This is a genomic window from Nonomuraea sp. NPDC049504 (assembly GCF_040676845.1).
Taxonomy (GTDB): domain Bacteria; phylum Actinomycetota; class Actinomycetes; order Streptosporangiales; family Streptosporangiaceae; genus Nonomuraea; species Nonomuraea salmonea.
Genome location: NZ_JBFAPT010000026.1, coordinates 82767 through 103700 on the forward strand (window position 1 = coordinate 82767; position 20934 = coordinate 103700).

Here is a 20934-nt window from a genome sequence, read left to right on the forward strand (position 1 = left end):
TTGCGAGGGATTCACCCCGCTGCCCCGGTACTGGTGAAGCCCGGCTCAGCGCGTGGGGACCGGGGTGCGCGGCGGCGTGGCGCGGCTCTGGTGGTGGGCGGCCGCGCGGAGTGCGCGGTAGAGGAGCCGGGCGTCGCCCAGGCGGTGGCGCAGCAGCCGTTCGAGGCCGCCGATGGGCACGAGGTTCTGCGGGGCGCGCGGGTCCTTGTAGTCGACTCCCGCCAGCGGCGGCAGGGCACGGGTGAGGGAGTCGGCCAGGCGTACGAGGTCGTCGAGGGGCAGGTCGGCGCTCGCCTCGCAGCGGACGACGCCCGCCCACGGCATGTCGGAGGTGGTGGGCAGCCGGAGGTACCAGGTGTGGCGGCGCCAGCTCGTCCCCATGAGGAAGACCGGGGTGCGCTGGCCGGGCAGCAGCTCCGACACGGTGGCGGCCTGCGGGGCGGGCAGGTAGGCGGTGTGGTGGGTCTTGACGTAGCCGACCGTGCGCGGCAGGTGCGTGCGGCCCCGCAGCGGCCCGTCCACCAGCAAGAGGTCCTCCTCCCCCGCCTCGGCCCTGTGCCGGACGGCCAGCTCGACCTCCAGCTGGGTGAGGTGGCGCTGCAGGGCCAGGGTCAGCTCGTCGGCCCCCGGGCCTGGGGCGCGGCGGGCGCGGTAGGCGGCGGCGGTGGTGACGACGTCGCCGGCGTACGGGGAGGCGCTGAACAGCGACCTGCTCACCTCGACGGCGACCGGCGCGGCCCCGGCCCCCGAAGCGCAGCGGACGATCCCGGCCGCGCACGACGCCGCGATGCCGGGCAGCGCGGTGGGGTCGCCGTCGGCGTACGTCCACAGGCGCGCGTCGATGCGGCGCACCCCGTCGGCGATCAGCAGCACCTCGGGCGGCGCGACGCCGGGGCCGGGCGTGATCGGGCGCCAGCGGGCGGCGGTGAGCTCGACGTCGAGGTCCAGCTCGGCGCTGGTGGCGTCGAGCTCGGCCAGCGCCTCGGCGTCGAGCGCGGCGGAGTAGGACGGGTCCCACGCGTCGACGGTGAACCCTGCCGTCATGCGGTCGTCCTGGACAGATGTGACCCCTTGGCGTCGCGGCCGACCTCGAAGCGTACCGGGATGCGGTCGGCCAGCGCGGGCACGTGCGTGACGACGCCGACCATGCGGTCGCGGCCGGCCGCCAGGCGTTCGAGCGTGGTGGCCACCGTGTCGAGGGTGGCCGGGTCGAGGCTGCCGAAGCCCTCGTCGAGGAAGAGCGAGTCGAGACTGCGGGCGGCGGTCGCCGACAGGCCGGCGACCTGGTCGGACAGCGCCAGCGCCAGCGCGAGCGCGGCCTGGAACGTCTCGCCGCCCGACAGGGTGCGCGCGTTGCGCCGCATCCCGGCCTCGGCGTGGTCGATGACCTCGATCTCGTTCCTGGCGCCGAGCGCGAGTTCGTACTGACCGTCGGACAGCTCGCGCAGCGTCTCGGATGCGGCGGTGACGAGCAGGTCGAGCGCCTCGGTGCACAGCCACCGCTCGAACGCGTCGGCCCGCAGGCACTGCGCCAGCTCCTTGGCGACCCTGGCCCGCTCCTCCTCCTTCTCGGCGCGCTCGCGCAGCTCACGAGCGGCCGCCCGATTCTCCTTGACCCTGTCCAGCCACGCCTGCGCCTGCGCGACGGCCGCACTGACCGCCTCACCCAGCGCGGCCGGCCGCTCGGGTACGGCCACCTCGTGCTCGGTGAGCTGGGCGACCACCGACGTCCACAGGGCGCGGGCCTGTCGTCCGGTCTCGGCGATGCGGGCCTCCTGGCTCTCCAGCGCGGCGCGCTCGCGGCCTTCCGCCTCGTCGCGCCAGGCCAGCAGGGCCGTCCATGCGTGGTGCAGGTCGGCGCGGTCGAGCGGCGGCGCGCCGAGCGGGACCACGGTGTCGCGCGCGGCCTCGATGTCCCGCCAGAGCCGCTCGGTCCGGCCGGCCAGCTCGTCGGCCCGCTTCCTGGCCTTGGAGAGCTCGGCACGGGCCTCCCGCGCGGCCCGCCGCGCCCCGGCCGCCCGCCGCTCCGCCTCCCGCCCCGCAGCCACGCGCCCTTCCAGCTCACCTCGCCACGTGGCGATCCACTCCCGCTCGACCCGCCCGTCAAAAGGCTCCACCACAGAAGCGGGCCGCGCCTCGTGCTGCCCGTCGCCGGCCCTCTCCCCGGGCGCCTCGGCGGCCGTCCCCGGGCGGGCCCCCGCGTCGTTGCCGGGTCTCCCCGCCTCGTCTTCCTGCAGGACGCGGGACAGCTCCTTGCGCAGGGTGGTGGCGCGGGCGGTGAGGTCGTCGACCGTGCGGTCCAGGTGGCGGAGTTCGGTGAGCGCTTCCGTGTGTGCGCGGCCGGCCTGGTCGGCCTCGCGGCGGGCCGTTCTGAGGTGCTTCTCGGCGGCGTGCAGATCCGCCGTGGCTGGGTGGTGGGGCAGGCTGGTGACGGGTTGCAGGCAGGTGGGGCAGGGGTCGCCGACGACGAGGCGGCGGGCCAGGCCGGCGCCCGCGTGGGCGTCGCGGAGCCGGTCGCGGGCCTGCTCGGCTTCGGTCGCCGCGGCGTCGAGCGTGCGGGAGCGGGCGGCGAGCGGCTCCAGGGCGGCGCGGGTCTTCACGGCCTGCGACTGGGCGGCGTCCAGGTCGGCGAGCAGGCGTTCGTACGTGTCCAGCGCCTGGAGGCGCTCCAGGAGCACGGCGGGGTCGTCGTGGGCGGCGAGCTCGTCCTCGGCGCGCTGCTCGGCGGCCTCGGCGGCGGTCACGGCCCCAGTGAGCACGGCGACCTCGCCGGCGGCGGCGCGGGCACCGGAGGCGAGGGTGGGGACGTCGGCGGGCAGGGCCAGCGCGGTCAGCGCGGCGAGCCGGTCGCGCAGCGCGTCGCGTTCGCCGGCGAGGCGGCGCAGCTCCTCGTCGTGGCCGCGCAGCCCCTCCAGGTCCGTCCTGATCCGCGCGTCGAGGGCGTGCAGGGCGGCGAGCCGGCCGGCGGCGGCGCGTTCGGCCGGCTCGTCGGCGTCGGCGAGCCTGGCCAGCCGCTCGCGGGCGAACCCGGCGGCCTGCGCGGCGGCCTGCTCCTCCTGGACGGCGCGCTGGCGGACGCGTTCGTAGACGTCGGCGTCGAGGAGCTGGACGAGCAGGTCCTGGCGTTCGCGCGGCTGGGCGTGCAGGAACTCGGCGAACCTGCCCTGCGGCAGCACCACGCACTGGGTGAAGAACCGGTACTCCAGCCCCGTGACGCGCTGCACCTCGCCGGTGACCGCGGCCCCCTCGGCGACGGGACGGACGACGGCGGCCAGCAGGTCCTCCAGCTCGGCCGACGCGGGCACGGACGGGTCGAGCTCGTCCAGCCGGGCCTCGGCGGTGTGCACCTTGCCCTTGGCGTCGCGCCTGAGCGCCCGCACCACGGCGAGCCTGCGTCCCGCGCTCTCGAAGACCAGGGCGACCTTGGCGGAGACGGCGGACGGCGCGAGGGCGTGGGCGATGACGTTCTCCTTGCCCCAGCGCGGCACGGTGCCGTAGAGGGCGAAGCAGATGGCGTCGATGAGCGTGCTCTTGCCCGCACCGGTGGGACCGACCAGGACGAAGTAGTCGACGCCGGAGAAGTCGACGGTGGCGGGCTCGCGGAAGCTGCCGAAGTCGTCGAGGTGCAGCCGCAGCGGGCGCATCAGCCGGTCACCTCCTCGTGCAGGCGGTCGAACAGGGCGGCGACGCGGTCGTCGTGGCGGCCGGAGGCGGCGAGGTAGTCGCGGAAGAGATCACGGGGGCTGCGGGCGGGGCCGTCCGCGGCGGTGCGGCGGGCGTCGCGTACGGGACGGAAGCGCTCGTGGACGGTGACCTCCAGCGCGGTGGGCAGGATCTCGCGCACGGTCTCGGCCAGCCCTGGCCTGGGCGGCTCGGTGACGACGACCCGCAGCCACGTCTCCGCCAGGCCGGGCGCCATGGCGGCCAGCTCCTCCAGCGTGCCCGTCCTGGTGGCCAGCGCGCGGGCCGAGGCGATGGGCGCCTCGCGCACCTGGGCGGGACGCCCCGGCTCGACGGTGACCAGCAGCGCGCCGGGCGTGTTGTCCTCCTCGCCGAAGTCGACGGCGAGGGGCGAGCCGCTGTACCAGATGGGGCAGGGGCCGGGGATCTGCTGGCGGCGGTGCAGGTGGCCGAGCGCGGCGTACTGGGTGGCGGGCGGGAACGCGGTGGGCTCGAAGTAGTAGGAGAAGATCGACTGGGCGCGCCGCTCGCCGCCGCCGAACCGGCCGCTCGGCAATGTGCCGTGAGTGGTGACGAGGTTGACGGTGTCGGCGGAGAAGCCGTCGGTGAGCGCGCCGACCAGCTCGGCGATGCGGGCGGCGTAGTCGCGGTTGTGCTCGGCGGGCGTGCCGGCGAGCACTTCGGCGGCGCGTACGACGTACCGATGCGACAGGAACGGCAGCACGGCCAGCCGCACGGGCTCACCGGATCGTGCGGTGAAGGCGAGGGTGCCGCCCTGGTCGGGACGCCGGAACGCGCCGACGACGTGGATGCCGAGCTTGCCGAGCACCGGCCGGTAGACCTCCAGCAGGTGCGGGTTGTCGTGGTTGCCGGCCAGGACCACCACGTCGCGCCCGCCCTCGTGCAGCGCCATCAGGGCGTTGAGCACCAGGGCCTGCGCCTCGGGGGTGGGGGCGCTGGTGTCGAAGAGGTCGCCTGCCACGAGCACCGCGTCGACGTCCTCGCCGCGGGCCAGCCGGACGAGGTCGCCCAGGACGGCGCGGTGCTCGTCCATTCGGTGGCGGCCCTTGAGTACCTTGCCGACGTGCCAGTCGGCGGTGTGCAGGATCTTCATGCGCTCGCCTGACCTAGAAGGGCGGGATGTCGTCGTCGGCGCCCGGCAGCCCGGCGAACGGATCGGCTTCCCGGCGCGGCGCGGGCCGCTGGGCCGCCTCGGCGGGACGGGTGGCCCAGGCGGGGAAGGGGAAGGTGACGGCGAGCGGCACGGGGATCTCGGGCTGGGTGACGAACATGGTGCCCGGCCTCGCGATCGTGGCGCGGTCGCGGGTGGCGGCGGGCAGCCAGCCGTACTCGGGGCGGGTGGCCTCGGCCGGGTCGAGGCGGCCCGCGACGCGGACCGAGCAGTTGGCCACGATGCGCCGCTCGACCTCGGAGGCGGTCTGCTGGGCGCCGATGAGGATCACGCCCAGGGACCGGCCGCGCTCGGCGACGTCGAGCAGGATCTCCTTGATGGGCGACTCGCCCTCGCGGGGGGCGTACTTGTTGAGCTCGTCCAGCACCACGAACAGCAGCGGCTTCGCGGTGCCCGCGCTCTCCTTGCGGGCGAACTCGCCGCGCAGCGTCACGCCGACCACGAACCGCTGCGCCCGCTCTGGCAGGTTGTGCAGGTCGACGATGGAGACCTGGGCGTCGGATGTGCCGATCGCGTGCGGCCGGCCGCCGGGCAGGTCGCCGCGGACGATCGGCGACAGCGCCCTGACCGCGCCGCGCAGCCTGCGCAGGAACGCGTTGACGGTGCCCAGCGGGGTGGGCGCGCCGGTCCAGGTGGCGCGGGTGCCCTCGTCGGCGAGCTGCGCGCCGACGACGTCCACCAGGTCGCCGAACGTGCGGCAGATCGGGCCGCTCTCCTCGCCTGGGCGGCGGATCCGTACGGCGCCGCCCTCGCCCACCGGCTCGGCCCACGCCTGCAGCCTGGCCGCGACCTGGCCGACGAGCAGCGAGTATTGGGCCCGCTCGTCGTCGGCGTCGCTGAAGACGAAGCGCAGCAGCTCATCGGCGCAGAACTCGGCCAGCGTCCAGTAGTAGGCGCTGACGTCGCGGGTCCTCGCCGAGACGTCGGGCACGCCGTTGGGGTCGCGGGGGCGCGGCGGCGCGAACACGTGAACGCTGCCGAACGGCCCGGCGGGCAGGCCGAGCCGGGCGTACTGGGCCGTGGCGGCGGCGTCGAGGCGGGTGTTGGCGTGGTCGAGGAAGAGCAGGTCCTCGCCTTTCACCGAAAAGATCAGGGCTTTGGTGTTGGCGGCCTCCGCGCCCAGCACGCCGGAATTGAATATCGAATAGATGAGGAATGTGGCGAATGACGTCTTCGTCGCCACGCCGGAAACGCCGGAGATCGACACGTGGGCGCCGCGGGTGCCGTCGAGGAAATCGAAATTGACGTACATCGGCTGCCCGTCGCGGCCCAGCCCCATGGGGACGCGCCGGTCCATGACGTCGAAGTAGAGCGCCTGGTCGCGGTCATCGCTCTCGGCGCGGTAGACGGGCGCGCCGGGCAGCGGCGGGACGAAGATCTCCGGCTCGACCCGGGTGACGCGCACCTCGGCGCACTCGACCACGGCCGCCGGGAGCGCGCCGTCGGCGATCAGGAAGACGTCGGAGTCGAAGCCGGCGCCCTCGTGACGCGCCTCGACGGCCGACACCACACCCGCCACCAGCACCGGGCCGTAGTCGGGGGTGTCGCGCCTGGTCACCACCACGTCGTCGAGCTGCACGACGCGGCCGGGCTCCAGCCCGACCCAGAACGACAGCGGGGAGGCGGCATGCGTGCCGAGCACCCTGCCGACCGCGTCACCCGACGCGGCGGTCCCGCCCGTGGGGCGGCCGGCGGGGCCGTTGGTGAGGCCGTTGGTGGCGCTCGCCTCCGTCATCTCACTCACCGATGCTCTCCCGCCCCGGACGTTCACGTTCTCCCCGCAGAATCCTAACGACCGCTCTGCCATCTTTTGGCACTGTCGAGGGGGAAATGCGGCACGTATCAGCCCGGCGACCTGCCCTTGCTCTATTTCGTCAAATGACGGTAAAGGAAATGCGATCAGCCGGCGTAGCGGCGGGCGTGCGGGCGGTGCTCGCCGTAGCGGCGGGCGTGGTGCAGCGCCTCCAGGAAGGCGCGGGGGCCGTCGAAGTCCGGCATCTCCAGGTACGCGGCCCCGATCCCGTCCGGGTCATGGGCGTCCGAGCCCACGGTGCCGGGCAGCCCGTACGCCCGCGCCGCCCGCAGCGCGGCCCCGTTGTGGTGTCGGTCCTCGATCTTGGCGTTGAACACCTCGACGGCGTCGATCAGCCCGTCCCGGCACAGCTCGTCCAGGTGCCCGCCGAGCCCTGAGCGCTCGGGGTCGTACGGGTGGGGCGCGCACACCAGCCCGCCCTGGGCGCGGATCCGCCGGATCGCCTCACGGGTGGGCAGCACGTACGGCACCCGTTCGGTCAGGAAGAGCCCGAGCACCTCGCCGGACCCCGTACGGATCTCCTCGCCCGGCACGACCCGGCACCCGACGGCCCGCGACAGGTCGTCCGCCGTGCCGGCGAGGTGGTTGTGGTCGGTGAGGAACACGACGTCGATGCGGTGCGCCGCGACCCGCTCGGCGAGCTGGCCGAGCGTGGTGACGGCGTCACCGGACGCCACGGTGTGCACGTGACAGTCCACCCGCACCCATCCACCGGGCACGGCCCGCTCAGTGCAGGGCGGCAGCGCCGGCTCGAGCGCGCGTGCACCGGACGTCACGGGTTCCGCTCCCCCGGCGAGCCCGGCGAGCCGGCCGAACCAGGCGAACCGCACGAGCCCGCCGAACCCGCCGAACCCGCCGAACCGGTCGGCCCCGGCGCGGGCGGGGCGGGTGCGGGGGTGGCGGGCGCGGGGGTGGCGGGCGCGGCGGCCGGGCGGGCGCGACGGCGGCGCAGGCCGCCCAGCGAGGCCAGCACCGACAGCACGGACACCACGGTCAGCACCCCGAAGGTGATCCGGTACCCGGTGACCAGCGCCCCGATGCCCTCTGGAGCCACCCGCGACAGCGTCCCCGCGAACACGGCGGGCCGCAGTGCGGCCGGCAGCGGCCCCGTGACGAGGGACAGGGCGAGCGCGGTGCTCACCACCACGCCGGCGTTCTGGATCATGAGTCGCATGGCGTTGACGATGCCGATCCGGTGGGAGGGGAGCTGGTCGAGGATGGCGGTGGCGGTGGCCGGCAGGAACATCCCGGCACCGGCCCCGAGCAGCACCATGCCCACGCACATGGGCGCGTACCCGATATCTGCGGAAACGTACGCCAGCAACACCGCCAGCCCGGCGGTGTCGACGACGTTGCCGAGCAGCCCGACGAGCCGCGCCCCGAGCCAGGCGTGCAGCGGGCCCGCGCTCATCGACGCGATCATCATGGCGACCGAGAGCGGCAGCACCTTCAGCCCGGCCGTCACCGGGTTCTCACCGTGCACGGCCTGGTAGAACAGCGCGACGAGCAGCACGACCGCCGTCCGCCCGACCGTGCTGAGGAACGTGGCCAGCAGGTCGAGCGTGAACACCCGGTCGGCGAAGAGCCGTACGTCCACCACGGGGTGCGCGCTGCGCCGCTCGACCACCACGAACACCGGCATGAGCAGGACGAACAGCACCACCCCGCCGAGCACGACCGGATCGGTCCAGCCGAGGTCGGCGGCCTGCGACAGCCCGAACAGCAGCCCGCCCAGCGACACCAGCACCAGCAGGTTGCCCGGCACGTCGATGCCCCGCTCCTCCGGCCGGGCGAGCGTGCGGCGCAGCGTGACCGCGCCCCAGATCAGGCAGAGCACGCCGAGCGGCACGTTGTACCAGAACACCCACTGCCAGCCGAACCGGTGCGTCAGGAACCCGCCGAGCGTCGGGCCGACGAGCTGGGCGACGGAGAAGGAGGCGATGTAGATGCCCATGCCGCGGCCGAGGTGGCGGCGCGGGAAGGCGTCGGTGAGCAGGGCGGCGCTGTTGGTCAGCAGCATCGCGCCGCCGGCGGCCTGCACGACGCGCAGGCCGACGACGTACCACTCGCCGGGGGCGAAGCCGAGCAGCAGGCTGGCGCCGGTGTAGGTGGCCAGGCCCCACAGGTACATCGAGCGGCGGCCGAACATGTCGGCCAGGCGCCCGAACACCACCATGAGCACGGTGTTGGCCAGCATGAACGACAGCAGCATCCAGCTCGCGGCGGCGGCCGAGGCGTCGAAGTTGCGGACGACCTCGGGCAGCGCCACGTTCAGCGAGCTACTGCCGAGCGCGGTCAGGATGCTGGCCAGGCCGACGACCGACAGGACCCGCCAGGCGTAGCGGAGCTGAGCCCGCTCGCCGGGGTCGTGCGGCGCCGGTTGTCCCGGCTCGCTCATGGGAACGTGACGAGCGACCGGATCACGTCCCCCGAGCCCATGGCGGCGAACGCCTCGGCCACGCCGTCGAGCGTGATGCGCCTGCTGATCAGCCCGTCCAGGTCGAGCCGCCCGGCCCGCCACAGCCGCAGCAGGCGGGCGAAGTCGGTGCGCACGTCGCCGGAGCCGTACAGGCAGCCGAGCAGGCGGCGCTCGGTGGCGAACAGCTCGGCGGCGCTGAAGGTGACGGGGTCGTCGGCGCTGCCGGCGCCGACCACGACCGTGGTGCCGCCGCGCCGGGTCGACTTGTACGCCTGCCTGATGGTCTGGGAACGGCCGACGACCTCGAAGGCGTAGTCGAAGCCGAGCCCGCCGGTCAGCTCGTCGGCGCCGGCCCGCAGCTCGTCGGGAGTGAAGGTGTGGGTGGCGCCGAAGGCGCGGGCGGCGGCCAGCTTCTCCGGCACGCGGTCCACCGCCACGATGGGCGCCGCGGCGGCCAGCACGGCCCCTTGGACGACGTTGACACCGACGCCGCCGCAGCCGATCACCAGCACCGACGAGCCGGGCCGCACCTGGGCGGTGTTGACCACGGCGCCGACGCCGGTGAGCACCGCGCAGCCGACCACGGCGGCCACGTCGAACGGCACGTCCGAGGGGATGGGGATGGCGGCGCGGGCGTCCACGACCGTCTCCTCGGCGAAGCAGCCGACGCCGAGCCCGGCGTGCGCGGGCTCGCCTGCGATGCTCAGCGTGGGCTCGGCGGGCGGGCGGACCGACGTGCACAGGTTGGGCTGCCCGCCCAGGCAGTACGCGCACCCGCCGCACGGCGGGATCCACGACAGGATGACGTGGCTGCCGACGGGCGGCCCCGACACGCCGGGGCCGAGCTCGACCACCTCGCCCGCGCCCTCGTGTCCGGGCACCAGCGGCAGCCGGGCGGGCAGCCGCCCCTCGCACATCGACAGGTCGGAGTGGCAGACGCCGGCGGCCCGCAGGCGTACGCGGACCTCTCCGGGGCCGGGCCGGCGGATCGTCAGCTCGTCGCTGACCTCGACCGGCTTGCCGGTTTCGCGCAGGATGATGCCTCGCATCGTTTTCGTTCTCCCCCGGGGCTTCAGAGCTGGATGGACGTGGTGGTGAGGAACTCCTCCAGGCCGAAGCGGCCGTACTCGCGGCCGTACCCGGACTGCTTGTAACCGCCGAAGGGGGCCAGGCCGTTGTGGGCGCCGTCGTTGACGCGGATCTGCCCGGCGCGCAGCCGCCGGGCGACGCGGTAGGCGCGCTCGGGGTCGGCGCCGCGCACGCCGGCGGCCAGCCCGTACGCGGTGCCGTTGGCGATCTCGACCGCCTGGTCCTCCCCGTCGTAGGGCAGGACGACCAGGACCGGACCGAAGATCTCCTCCTGGGCGACGCGCGACTCGGGTGCGACGCCGGTGAGCACGGTCGGCCGCACGTAGAAGCCGCGTTCCAGGCCCTCGGGCGCGTCCGGGCCGCCGGTGAGCACGGTCGCGCCGTCCTCGATGGCGGAGCGCAGGTGGTCGCGTACGCGCTCACGCTGCAGCCCCGACACCAGCGGGCCGAGCCTGGTGGCGGGGTCGCGCGGGTCGCCCACGGTGTACGTGACCGCCTCGTCGGCGGCGATCCGCTCGGCCTCGGCGAGCCGGTCGCGCGGGACGAGCAGGCGGGTCAGCGCCGAGCAAGTCTGCCCTGAGTTGAGGTAGCAGGCGGCGACGCCCTTGCGTACGGCGTCCTCGAAGGCGGCGTCGTCGAGGTCGTCGAGCAGCACGTTGGCGGACTTGCCGCCGAGCTCCAGCGCGGTGCGCTTGACGCCGGCGGCGGCGAGCTCGGCGACCCGCCGCCCCGCCCTGGTGGAGCCGGTGAAGGAGACCATGTCGATCTGCGGATGCCCGGCCAGCGCCTCCCCCGCCTCCGGCCCGGTGCCGGAGACCAGGTTGAACACGCCCGCCGGGAGCCCGGCCTCGTGCAGCACGTCCGCCAGCACGAACGCGTTGAGCGGCGTGACCTCGCTGGGCTTGAGCACCACCGTGCAGCCGGCCGTCAGGGCGGGGGCGACCTTCGCGGCGATCTGGTGCAGCGGGTAGTTCCACGGGGTGATGGCGCCGACGACCCCGATGGGGTCGCGGTGCACGACCGAGCCGCCGAGCCGTTCCTCGACCGCGACCTCGCCGGCGACCTGCGGCATCGAGGCGAACGTGCGGATCGGCGAACCCACCTGGATGGCCTTGGTGAGCTTCAGCGGCATGCCCAGCTCGTCCACGATCATCTCGGTCAGCTCGCCGGCGCGTTCCTGCAGGGCGGCGGCCACGCTCGCGCACAGGGCGGCCCGCTCCTCCATGGGCCTGGCCGACCAGGCGGGCAGGGCGGCGGCAGCGGCCTCCACCGCGCGGGCCACGTCCTTGACGCCGCCGCGCGGCACCTCGTCGAAGACCTCCTCGGTCGCGGGGTTCACCACCGGTATCGCGGTGCCGCCGCTCGCCTGTACCCACTCGCCGTCGACATAGATCCGATGCGGCATGACCCCACCTCAAAAGAACGGACGCTTAATTCTAGATTCGGATTCTAGATTCGCTCTCCGTCCCCGTCCAGGGCACCCGGCGGTCAGCCGACGCGCACCGGCACCGTGCGCGGGCCGCGTACCTGGCTGGCCGCCCACGTCACCGCCGCGGGATCGGCTAGCTCGAACACCGGGATCCGCTCCAGCCACACCTCCAGCGCCACCCGCAGCTCCATCCGCGCGAGATGCGAACCCACGCACCGGTGGATGCCCAGCCCGAACGCCGCGTGCCGGTTCTCCTCGCGGTCGATCACCACCTCACCGGCCCGCTCGAACTGCGCCGGATCCCGGTTGGCCGCGGGGAACGACAGCAGCACCCAGTCGTCGGCCCTCATCTCCACGCCGTTCCAGGTCATGTCCTCCCTGACCAGGCGGGCCATCGTCACCGGCGCGTACGCCCGCAGGAACTCCTCCATCGCCGTCGGCAGCAGCTCCGGCTCGGCCACCAGCCGCTCCCGGTCGGCCGGCGTCCTGGCCAGATGCCACAGCGACGCCCCGATCGCGCTCCACGTCGTGTCGATGCCCGCGATGAGCAGCAACGTCATCGTGCCCACCACGTGGATCGGGTCGAGCTTCTTGCCGTACAGCTCCGCGTTCATCAGGTACGTGGTCAGGTCGTCGCGCGGATGCTCGATGTGGTCGTGGATCTGCGCCACCAGGTAGTCCGTCAGCCTGGTGAAGCCCTGGATGCGCTCGTCCTGCGGCCGGTTGATGCTCTCCAGCGCGTCCTCCACGAACGCGGCGAACTTGGGCCCGTCCTCCGGCGGGAAGCCCAGCATGTCGGCGATCACCCGCATCGGGATGTGCTGGGCGTAGTCGCGGGCCGCGTCCACCACCTCCTTGCCCTCCATCGCGTCGATGAGCGCGTGGCAGTACGCCCTGGTCGCCGCCTCCCGCTTGGCCACCGCCGACTTGGTGAACGCGGGCAGCAGCAGCTTGCGGGCGTCGTGGTGGAACGGCGGATCGGAGGAGATCGGCGGCACCGCCCCCACCGGCGCCAGCTCCTTCGGCGGGCGGACGTTGCTGACGATGATGGCCCGGGAGGAGAAGCGATCGGTGTCGTACGCGATCGACGCGACGTCCTCGTACCGGGTGGGCAGCCAGACCCCGCCGAACCGCTCGGTGTGCGCGATCGGGCAGCGCCCGCGCAGGTCGTCCTGGATGGGGTAGGGGTCGGCGGCCCACACGGGATCGACGTGGGAGAAGTCGGTCGCCCAGTCACCGACCGGGTCGGTGACCGGGTCGGTGACCGTGCCGATGGGCCGGTTCTTGCGCGCCTGCTCAAGCTCCTCGCCGAAGCGATCGTCGACGGTCATCGTCCGGCTCCGCTCTGTACCTGCATGGCCTGGTTCCCGTCTGTGCTGGGGGTCTCGGTTCCGGGTACGTCCTTGAGCGAATTAAAAAATCGTTCATTTGCCCCGTCAAGCCCCTGGCCCGCTGAAGAGGCCGCTGTCTAACGGCCTTGCAGATGGAAGTACGTCACGCCAGATGGAAGCGGACATGGCAGTGGGCCATCGGAGTTCGCAGTAGGGGCGCGTACGGCAGGAGGTTCGGCCCAGGAGATGGTGGCGGTCTGGCCCCGGCGGCTGGCGTTGGTGGTGGCACCGGCGTGCGGCGAGTCGTTCGCGTCGTGGGTTGATCGGATGGCCCTGCGGAACGGATGTCCGCCGTGGGCGATGGCCGAGGCGCTAGGGCCTGGATGTACGCGCGTCTAGTGAGGTCCGTACCCGCGATCTCGGCGGGGCGGTCGGGCCGCGGTCGCCCCTCAGTGTCGAGACGACCGGGCGAGCCCGGCGGGGCGGCCCGCGCCTGACAGAGCCATCATGAACGCGGTCATCTCACGGGTGCGCCGCCCGCGATTCTCGATCGGCGGAGTCAGTGATCGCCGTGCGCGCCGGTAAAGGTGGCACCGATCTCCGCCATCCGCTCGGCCGCGTAGCCGGGGTCGATCAACGCTTCGGGGGTGTGGAGGCCGGGCGGCACGGGGTCGCCGCGCAGGCCGAGCAGTCGCTCGACGCCGAGGGCGACGCCGAGCGCCGTCAGGGGGCGCTGCCCCTCCGGGTGGAGGAGGTAGCGGCTCGTCCTGAGTGGTGCGCCCGCGCGGTCCACGCCTTCAAGGTCGATCTTGACCTCCGTGGACGCGGGCCCGCCGCGCCGCCTGCCCGCCGATTCACCGATCGCGAACGCGAAGCGGACGTTGGGCGCGCCCGTCGCGGCGGCCAGGCTCGGCACGTCGAGGATGGGGACGATCTGGCCGGGCAGCACGGCGCCGTCGACGCTGGTGACCTCCACCTGCGCGTCGGGGCCGCTGACCCAGTCGAAGACGCCGTCGCGGCGCACGTGCCCCGCCGAGGTGGCGGCCAGCAGGCGTGCCATGTCCGCCGTGGCCGCGGGCCCGCCGCTGTCCTGTTCGTCCAGTACGCCGCTGACCTCGATGGTGTCGAGCCGGTCGAACTCCCTGGCGAGGCCGAGCACCGCGAGGACGACGAGCCCCGCATACCAGTGGCTGGCCAGCAGGATCGGCGCCGCGCCGGCTCGCAGGCCGGCGGCGACAACCTCGGGGCCGATGTCGACCAGGCCGCTGGAGATGCTGACGTACGGCAGGCCGCGGTCCTGTGCGTAACGCAGTCCGTTCAGGTGGCTGTCCCACACCGTTGCCACGACCGCCGAGTAACCGTCGGTCCCCTGGAGGCCGAGGTCGCCTCGCCGCAGATCGAGGGTCACGGCTGTCGCGCCGCCGAGCTCGTCGGCGACCCGCCGGGCGCGGCCGAGATCGCGGCCCGCGATCGTCAGCGGCAGCTCCGGGTACCACTGGCGCAGGAGGGCTGCGGTCCCCGCGCCCGCCTGGCCGGATCCGCCCATGATCAGTACGGAGTGCTCCACGGTGATGTCCTCTCGCTAACCTACATTCTGTAAGTTACATTTTGTAGCTTATGCTGGGAGGCAACGCAAGGGAGGACGATGACCACGGGATCGACTCGCCTGTCCAAGCCGGCCAGGCGGGAGCAACTGCTCGACACCGCCATGGCGATCGTGCGCGCCCACGGCACCGACAGCCTCACGCTGCTCAGCCTGGCGGAGGCCGCCGGAGTAAGCAGGCCGATCGTCTACGACCACTTCGGCACCCGCCCCGGCTTGCTGATCGCGCTCTACCGGCGGCTCGACGAGCGGCACCGGGCCGCCTCGGAGGAAGCCCTGCGTGACGCGGCGGCCCAGCCCCGCGAGATCGCCCGTGTCCTGAGCGCCGCCTACTTCGCCTGCGCCACCGACATGCCGGAGTGGACCGCCATCTCCGCCGCGCTCAAGGGGAACCAGGAGATGGAGGCGATCGAACGCGAGCTGCTCGACGGCTACACGGACCTGATGGCCACCGCCCTGCGGCCGTACTCCGGGCTCACGCAGGAAGCCCTCCGGCTGCGCTGCGTCGGAGCGCTGGGCGCGGCCGAGGCGATCGCCGCGGAGCTGAACCGGGGGCGGGCCACCGTCACCGAGGCCATCGCGGCGCTGACCGACCTGACCGTCGGCAGCATCGACGCCGGAGCCCAGGACTGACGCTGTCGCGGCCCGTTGTGTGGTGGTGCTGTCGAGGTATCGGGCGGGCCCCGTACAAAGGGTCGCCCTGGGCGGGGCGGCGTCCCTAACCCTTGGCACCGCGGCCTTCTGCCCCCAGTCCCTGGCCGCGTCTGATCCGAGCTGATGAACAGTCCCGCTCCGATCCTGTCACTCCCTAGTCCAGAATGCGCTTAGCACGCGCAAGGTGACCGAGGTTCTCTTCACGCTGCTGGGTGAGGTCCTCGCCGCCCAGGCAGGGTGCGTCCGTTGCGGGGTCAGTCCCAGGTGGGCAGCAGGGGGTCGGGGTAGCGGGCGCCGAAGCCGCCGGTCGGGAGGATCTCGGCGATGCGCTTCAGGTCCGCGTCGTCGAGGGTGAGGGTGGCGGCGGCCACGTTCTCCTCCAGCCGCCGGGGGCTGCGGGTGCCGGGAATGGGGACGATGTCGTCGCCCTGGGCCAGGAGCCAGGCCAGGGCGAGCTGGGCGACGGTGGCGTCCTTGGCCGCGGCCAGGTCGGCGAGCCGCTGGGTGGCCTCCAGGTTCTTCTCGTAGTTGCCTGGCTGGAAGCGGGCGTCCCAGCTGCGCATGTCGGTGGGGTCGTACTCGGCGCCGGGCTTGGCCTGGCCGGTGAGGAAGCCCCGGCCGAGCGGCGAGTAGGCGACGAACCCGATACCGAGCTCGCGCAGGACGGGGAAGAGGCTCTCGACGTCCCGCTCGAACAGGGAGTATTCGGTCTGCAGGACCGAGACGGGCTGTACGGCGTGCGCGCGGCGGATGGTGTTGGCCCCCGCCTCGCTCAGCCCGAAGTAGCGGACCTTGCCGGCGTCGACGAACTCCTTGACCGTCCCCGCCACGTCCTCGATGGGCACGTTGGGGTCGACGCGGTGCTGGTAGAGCACGTCGATGACGTCGACGCCGAGGCGGCGCAGGCCGGCGTCGACGACCTCGCGGATGTGCTCGGGACGGCTGTCGACACCGCCTTCTCTGGTGCCGGTGAAGTCGAAGCCGAACTTGGTCGCGATGACGACCTCGTCGCGTATGGGGGCGAGCGCGGCGCCGACGATCCGCTCGTTCTCGCCCTGCCCGTACAGCTCGGCCGTGTCGAAGAACGTCACGCCCAGTTCGTGGGCCCGGCGGATCGTCGCGATCCCCTCGTTCTCGTCCGACGGGCCATAGGCCAGGGAGATGCCCATCGCGCCGTATCCCAGCGCCGACACCGTCAGCCCCTGCCGTCCGAGTGTCCGTTGCTTCATGATGCGTTCTCATCTCCAGCGATGTAAGAGGTCTCTAACATTAAGTAAGAGTACTCTAACATTGGAAAGGGAGGAGAATCGTTCGCCGTGAGCAGCCCCACGCCGAAGAAACGCGGCTACCACCACGGCGACCTGCGTCAAGAGCTGATCCGCGAGAGTCTCGCGCTCCTGGCCGAATCGGGCGTCAGCGGTTTCTCCGTGGCGAAGGTCGCCGCCCGCGTCGGCGTGTCATCGGCCGCGCCGTACCGTCACTTCCCCGACCGGGAGGCGCTGCTCGCCGCCTGCGCGGCCGCCATCATCGGCGACATCACCGACGTTCTCGCCGAGGCGGCCGGGCGGGCGGGGCCCGACCCCGTGGACCGGCTCGCCGCCACCGCGGGCGCCTACACCCGCTTCGTCCTGGAACACCGCACCGGCCTCGACCTCATCTACTCCTACGACTTCGCCGAGCCCCACCGTCCGACCGTCCAGGAGCAGAGCCGCCGGCTCACGGCCGCCCTCATGCGCCTGGCCGCGGACGTGCTGCCCGCCGACACCTCCTGGGCCGACACCGCCGAGTTCGTGTACGTGCACCTGTCCACCACGCACGGCTACGCCACGCTGCTGTTCAAGGGCACCCGCCCGCCGCAGGGCATCGACGATCACGCGGCTCGCGCCGTCGCCGCCGCCCGTGACCACATCACCGGGCATCTCCTGCGCCTGCGTGACGCCCGCTGACGAACTGCTCGTTGCCGGGGCGCGGAGCCGCCGTTATCGTGATCAACCTGCTCTCACCCCCGCGGAGGCCACGTGAACGTGCGGCAGGTCCACCTCATGCCCGGCACGGTGCGAGCGGCCCGGGTGCTCATGTGCGTACAGGTGCTCATGGAGGTCATGCTGAGCGCCCTCGTCCTGCTTCCGCTCGCGCTGAACGGGCTCCTGGTGCTCAACTTCGTGCTCGGCGTGGCCATGGCGGTGCTCGCCGGGGCGATTGTCTTCCTCATGCGGACCCGCCGCAAGTGGGTGCAGTGGGTGGGCCTGGCGATCCAGGGGCTGCTGGCGGCCAACGCGCTCGTAGGGCTGATGAGCACGGTCAGCGTCGGCGCGGCCGCCGGGCTCGCGCTGGCCGTGGGCGTCATCGCGCTGCTGCTGACCCCGTCGAGCAACGGCTGGTTCACCGCCTGAACTCCGCCGCGGAGGTCGTCACCGTGGCCGCCACGTTAGGCCCGGCTCATGACGCTCAGGTGGGTGCGGCGGCCGAGGCGGCGTCGTCCCAGAATCGCGCCAGTTCCGCGCAGATGAAGTCGGTCCGTTCCCGGAACACCCAGTGACCGCACTGCTCGATGACACCGCCGCGGGCGTCGTGCGCGATGGCCTTCGCGCTCTCGACACAGTGGGAACCGAACGACGCCCGCCCGCCCCACGCCATCATCGGCACGCCGAGCTTCGCCGCGGTCAGCTCCTTCGTCTGCTCGGCCATCTGCGGGATGTAACCGTAGAGGTTCAGGCTCGCCCGCAGGTTGCCGGGCTGGCGCATCTGCAGGACGTATGCCTGGATTTCCGATTCCGGCACCGCGGTCGGGTCGTAGGCGAAGTCCCGGAAAAAGTGCCGCAGATACCGTTCCTCGCGGCCTTCGATGAGGAAACGGGCGATGTCCATGTTCATGTGCAGCCCGAGATGCCAGTACGTCACCCGGGGGTCCACGTAGCCCGGGTAGTCGAGCCCGAAGAACGGCGTCTCGATCGTCGAGAGCGACAGCGCGCGGTCTGCCGCCAGGTAGGCGAGGGCGACCGAGGCGGGTCCGCCGAGGTCGTGACTCAGAATGTGAAAACGATCAGCCCGCTCCGCCGCCAGCAGACCCAGCATGTCGGCGGCGATCGTCTTGGGCTCGTACCCGGCGAACGGCTTGTCGCTGTCGGCGAACCCCCTCAGGTCGGGCGCGATGAAGCGGTACCGGCCCGCCAGCCGTTCCATGACGACTTGGTACTCGCGGTGCGTCTCGGGCCAGCCGTGCAGGCAGATGACCGTCGGCCCCGAACCCGCGACGACGTAGTGCAGCCGTATGCCGTTGGTGTCGGCGCGCTTGTGTTCCAGTTCCATGCGCATCACCCAACAACGACCTTCCCTGCCCCGTTAACGCCCGGGTCAAAGCCCTCCCATCACGGAGACGCCGTCCACCCCGCGCTCCGGAGATCTCCGGTTCGGCGCGGCACAAGTGTTCGGGGGCCGGCGTTCTTGCGGGAGCGGTAGTTCGCCACCTTGACGCGGTTGCCGCATTCTTCCATGCCGCACCACTGCCGGTTGCCGCCTCGGGAGCGGTCGATGAACAGGCGGGTGCAGTCGTCGAAAGCGCACTCTTTGACGCGCAGCCGACCCTGTTCGGCGAGCAGTTCGGCGGCTGAGCGGGATACGGCGGCGGCCAGTGCGGTGGGGTCGCCTGTGCGGACGAGGCCCGCAGGCGTCAGGCGCAGCCCCGGGGGTGCGCCGGCGGCCTCCTTGTTGACGACGTGCAGGTCGTCCTCCGGCCAGGGGCGGTCGTTCATGCCCTCGATGACGAGGCGGTAGATGGCCTCGCGCAGTGTGCGCAGCCGCCGTAGGTCCGCGTCGCCGACCGGCGGCGGCTCGGTCGTCACGCCGGCTTCGACCGCCCATCGGGACAGGTCGGCGGGGGTGGCGAGGAGCTCGTCCTGGTCGCTGCGGCGCCACTTGAGCGTGCCGGCGAAGTCGAGGGCGAGGTTGCCGCTGACGAAGACGAAACCCACGACACCATCTTGACCGGTTACAGGTCCATGTCGCAAGGTGTACACCAGCTAAGACGGTTACAAGCATGGAAGGGCATCTCGTGATCACCGAGGACGAGTACCTCTACTACGTCGATCGCGCCCTCGACGGGATGGCCGCGATCGTCGCCGAGCTGGGCGACGAGGGGGCCAACATCAGGCCGCTGCCCGGCGCCAACTCCCCGTACGCGCTGCTCACCCACTGCCTGGGCGTGACCTCGTACTGGGCGGGGGCGCTCGTGTCGGGACGCGAGGTGGCCCGCGACCGCGACGCCGAGTTCGTCAGCTCGGGACCCGTCGGGCCGCTGCTGGAGAAGGTGAAGGAGGTACGGGCGAGGCTGGCCGAGGACGTACGGGCGGCCGTCCCCGCCGACCCGCTGCGCGGCACGCCGCCGGACGGCTTCCTCGGCCCCGACGACGTCCAGACGCAGGGATCGGCGCTGCTGCACGTGTACGAGGAGCTCGCCCAGCACCACGGACAGATGGAGATCCTGCGCGACGCGATCCACGCCGGGGCGGCGGCGTGAGCGGCCCGTTCGAGACCATCGACGTCGAACGCCTGCGCTCCGGCCACGGCGTCAAGTGGGGCTCCCTGCCGCCGGACACCATCGGCGCGTGGGTGGCCGACATGGACTTCGGCGTCCCGCCCGCCGTCCGCGAGAGCCTCCTGGAGGTCACCGACCGCGCGGACTTCGGCTACCCGTACTGGCCGGGCGAGGACCCGGTGGTCGCGGCGTTCGAGGAGCGCATGGCCGCCCGCCACGGCTGGCGTCCCCGCCCCGGACGGGCGCGCGTCTTCACCGACCTGCTGCAGATACTGCAGGTCATGATCGAGTACGCCACCGCGCCAGGCGACGGCGTCGCGATCCACGTGCCCGCCTACCCGCCGTTCCTGGCCAGCATCGCCAGGGCGGGACGGCGGATCGTCCCGCTGCCCATGACCAGCGACGCGACCGGCTGGCATCCCCCAACGGGCGACCTGACGGCCCGGCTGCGGGAGCAGGGCTGCCGGCTGCTCGTGCTCGTCAACCCGCACAACCCGACCGGCCGCGTCCTGACCTCCGGCGAGCTGCGCGCCTACGCCGGCGCCGCCGAGGAGCTGGACCTGGTGGTGCTGGCCGACGAGATCCACGCCGACCTGGTGTTCGCGCCGCACCGGCACGTGCCGTTCGCCTCCGTCGGCAGTGCCGCCGCCCGCACGGTCACGGCCACGTCGGCGACCAAGGCGTTCAACATCGCGGGCCTGCGCTGCGCCGTCGCGCACATTGGCCCCGACCGGCTGCACGACGCGCTGGCCGCCGCGCCGCTCGACTTCTTCGGCACGCCGAGCACGCTCAGCCGGGTCGCCACCCTGGCCGCGTGGCGGCGTTCGGACGACTGGCTGGCGGAGCTGATGCGCACCCTGGAACGCAACCGGCGGCTGATCGAGGAGTGGGCGGCGGGCCTGCCGTGGGACGCGCGCTACCACTCGCCGCAGGGCACGTACCTGAGTTGGCTCGACTTCACCGACAGCCCGATCGGGGGCCGCGCGCCCGCTGCCCGGCTGGAACGGCTGGCGCGGGTCAAGCTCAGCGAGGGGGCCGAGTTCGCCCAGCACACGGCGGTGGACACCGCCGCGTTCGCCCGGCTCAACTTCGCCACGAGCACCGCCACGCTCACCGAGATCCTCGACCGCCTCGCCGCCGCCCGCGAGTGAACGGGCACGTTACGTACGCGTCACTGCGGTGAGCACTA

Annotated in this window: 18 protein-coding genes; 5 read left to right on the forward strand and 13 right to left on the reverse strand. The window is 72.9% G+C overall.

The window, feature by feature from the left end; genetic code table 11:
- Window positions 1-45: 45 nt before the first annotated feature.
- The 10 genes from AB0K28_RS38995 to AB0K28_RS39040 all read right to left on the reverse strand — a co-directional run bounded on the left by AB0K28_RS38995 (window position 46) and on the right by AB0K28_RS39040 (window position 14521).
- Window positions 46-1044 carry a hypothetical protein gene (locus AB0K28_RS38995; RefSeq protein ID WP_364380154.1) on the reverse strand — a complete coding sequence of 333 codons (999 nt, stop codon included), beginning with the start codon at window positions 1042-1044 and terminating at the stop codon, window positions 46-48.
- Complete coding sequence (locus tag AB0K28_RS39000) at window positions 1041-3644, reverse strand: SMC family ATPase (protein ID WP_364380157.1); 2604 nt, start codon at window positions 3642-3644, stop codon at window positions 1041-1043. Before AB0K28_RS39000 ends, AB0K28_RS38995 begins: the two co-directional genes overlap by 4 nt.
- The gene (locus AB0K28_RS39005) at window positions 3644-4795 is read right to left on the reverse strand and encodes an exonuclease SbcCD subunit D (RefSeq protein ID WP_364380160.1); all 1152 of its coding nucleotides are present in this window, start codon (window positions 4793-4795) and stop codon (window positions 3644-3646) included. The genes AB0K28_RS39000 and AB0K28_RS39005 overlap by 1 nt, the downstream gene beginning before the upstream one ends.
- Before the next feature lie 13 nt (window positions 4796-4808).
- Complete coding sequence (locus AB0K28_RS39010) at window positions 4809-6608, reverse strand: ATP-binding protein (RefSeq protein WP_364380282.1); 1800 nt, start codon at window positions 6606-6608, stop codon at window positions 4809-4811.
- Window positions 6609-6772: 164 nt separating this feature from the next.
- Window positions 6773-7462, reverse strand: a complete 690-nt coding sequence (locus AB0K28_RS39015) for a PHP-associated domain-containing protein (RefSeq protein ID WP_364380163.1) — start codon at window positions 7460-7462, stop codon at window positions 6773-6775.
- Window positions 7459-9084: an MFS transporter gene (locus AB0K28_RS39020; RefSeq protein WP_364380166.1), complete on the reverse strand. Its 1626-nt coding sequence runs from the start codon at window positions 9082-9084 to the stop codon at window positions 7459-7461. Before AB0K28_RS39020 ends, AB0K28_RS39015 begins: the two co-directional genes overlap by 4 nt.
- Window positions 9081-10154, reverse strand: coding sequence for a Zn-dependent alcohol dehydrogenase (locus AB0K28_RS39025; RefSeq protein ID WP_345404264.1), 1074 nt, complete (start codon window positions 10152-10154; stop codon window positions 9081-9083). Before AB0K28_RS39025 ends, AB0K28_RS39020 begins: the two co-directional genes overlap by 4 nt.
- Before the next feature lie 23 nt (window positions 10155-10177).
- The gene (locus AB0K28_RS39030) at window positions 10178-11599 is read right to left on the reverse strand and encodes an aldehyde dehydrogenase family protein (RefSeq protein WP_364380169.1); all 1422 of its coding nucleotides are present in this window, start codon (window positions 11597-11599) and stop codon (window positions 10178-10180) included.
- 83 nt (window positions 11600-11682) lie between these two features.
- A complete protein-coding gene (locus AB0K28_RS39035; protein WP_364380172.1) occupies window positions 11683-12954 on the reverse strand; it encodes a cytochrome P450 in 1272 nt (423 codons plus the stop codon).
- 559 nt (window positions 12955-13513) lie between these two features.
- Window positions 13514-14521 (reverse strand): hypothetical protein, encoded by a 1008-nt coding sequence (locus AB0K28_RS39040; RefSeq protein WP_364380175.1) that lies wholly within the window; start codon window positions 14519-14521, stop codon window positions 13514-13516.
- A 78-nt stretch (window positions 14522-14599) separates the two neighbouring features.
- Here AB0K28_RS39040 and AB0K28_RS39045 point away from each other — a divergent pair, with 78 nt between their 5' ends.
- A complete protein-coding gene (locus AB0K28_RS39045; RefSeq protein ID WP_364380178.1) occupies window positions 14600-15190 on the forward strand; it encodes a TetR/AcrR family transcriptional regulator in 591 nt (196 codons plus the stop codon).
- 275 nt (window positions 15191-15465) lie between these two features.
- Here AB0K28_RS39045 and AB0K28_RS39050 read toward each other — a convergent pair whose 3' ends face one another.
- Window positions 15466-16440: an aldo/keto reductase gene (locus AB0K28_RS39050; protein ID WP_364380181.1), complete on the reverse strand. Its 975-nt coding sequence runs from the start codon at window positions 16438-16440 to the stop codon at window positions 15466-15468.
- 87 nt (window positions 16441-16527) lie between these two features.
- On the opposite strand from AB0K28_RS39050, the gene AB0K28_RS39055 reads away from it, so the two are divergent.
- Both AB0K28_RS39055 and AB0K28_RS39060 read left to right on the forward strand, forming a co-directional pair.
- On the forward strand, window positions 16528-17157 hold the full coding sequence (locus AB0K28_RS39055; protein ID WP_345404243.1) for a TetR/AcrR family transcriptional regulator: 630 nt from the start codon (window positions 16528-16530) through the stop codon (window positions 17155-17157).
- A gap of 72 nt (window positions 17158-17229) precedes the next feature.
- Entirely contained in the window at window positions 17230-17604 is a 375-nt protein-coding gene (locus AB0K28_RS39060; protein WP_345404240.1) for a hypothetical protein, read from the forward strand.
- A 55-nt stretch (window positions 17605-17659) separates the two neighbouring features.
- Here the strand turns inward: AB0K28_RS39060 and AB0K28_RS39065 are convergent, their stop codons facing one another.
- Complete coding sequence (locus AB0K28_RS39065; protein WP_364380185.1) at window positions 17660-18520, reverse strand: alpha/beta hydrolase; 861 nt, start codon at window positions 18518-18520, stop codon at window positions 17660-17662.
- 59 nt (window positions 18521-18579) lie between these two features.
- Window positions 18580-19182: an ABATE domain-containing protein gene (locus tag AB0K28_RS39070; protein ID WP_364380188.1), complete on the reverse strand. Its 603-nt coding sequence runs from the start codon at window positions 19180-19182 to the stop codon at window positions 18580-18582.
- 65 nt (window positions 19183-19247) lie between these two features.
- On the opposite strand from AB0K28_RS39070, the gene AB0K28_RS39075 reads away from it, so the two are divergent.
- Together AB0K28_RS39075 and AB0K28_RS39080 are read left to right on the forward strand one after the other, a co-directional pair.
- Window positions 19248-19727 (forward strand): DinB family protein, encoded by a 480-nt coding sequence (locus AB0K28_RS39075; RefSeq protein ID WP_364380191.1) that lies wholly within the window; start codon window positions 19248-19250, stop codon window positions 19725-19727.
- Window positions 19724-20896 (forward strand): aminotransferase class I/II-fold pyridoxal phosphate-dependent enzyme, encoded by a 1173-nt coding sequence (locus AB0K28_RS39080; protein ID WP_364380194.1) that lies wholly within the window; start codon window positions 19724-19726, stop codon window positions 20894-20896. The genes AB0K28_RS39075 and AB0K28_RS39080 overlap by 4 nt, the downstream gene beginning before the upstream one ends.
- Window positions 20897-20934 lie beyond the last annotated feature (38 nt).

Coding starts and splice junctions, on each gene's coding strand:
- AB0K28_RS38995 (WP_364380154.1), bottom strand. CDS start 1,044: ATGACGGCAGGGTTCACCGTCGACGCGTGGGACCCGTCCTACTCCGCC.
- AB0K28_RS39000 (WP_364380157.1), bottom strand. CDS start 3,644: ATGCGCCCGCTGCGGCTGCACCTCGACGACTTCGGCAGCTTCCGCGAG.
- AB0K28_RS39005 (WP_364380160.1), bottom strand. CDS start 4,795: ATGAAGATCCTGCACACCGCCGACTGGCACGTCGGCAAGGTACTCAAG.
- AB0K28_RS39010 (WP_364380282.1), bottom strand. CDS start 6,608: ATGACGGAGGCGAGCGCCACCAACGGCCTCACCAACGGCCCCGCCGGC.
- AB0K28_RS39020 (WP_364380166.1), bottom strand. CDS start 9,084: ATGAGCGAGCCGGGACAACCGGCGCCGCACGACCCCGGCGAGCGGGCT.
- AB0K28_RS39025 (WP_345404264.1), bottom strand. CDS start 10,154: ATGCGAGGCATCATCCTGCGCGAAACCGGCAAGCCGGTCGAGGTCAGC.
- AB0K28_RS39030 (WP_364380169.1), bottom strand. CDS start 11,599: ATGCCGCATCGGATCTATGTCGACGGCGAGTGGGTACAGGCGAGCGGC.
- AB0K28_RS39035 (WP_364380172.1), bottom strand. CDS start 12,954: ATGACCGTCGACGATCGCTTCGGCGAGGAGCTTGAGCAGGCGCGCAAG.
- AB0K28_RS39045 (WP_364380178.1), top strand. CDS start 14,600: ATGACCACGGGATCGACTCGCCTGTCCAAGCCGGCCAGGCGGGAGCAA.
- AB0K28_RS39050 (WP_364380181.1), bottom strand. CDS start 16,440: ATGAAGCAACGGACACTCGGACGGCAGGGGCTGACGGTGTCGGCGCTG.
- AB0K28_RS39065 (WP_364380185.1), bottom strand. CDS start 18,520: ATGGAACTGGAACACAAGCGCGCCGACACCAACGGCATACGGCTGCAC.
- AB0K28_RS39075 (WP_364380191.1), top strand. CDS start 19,248: ATGGAAGGGCATCTCGTGATCACCGAGGACGAGTACCTCTACTACGTC.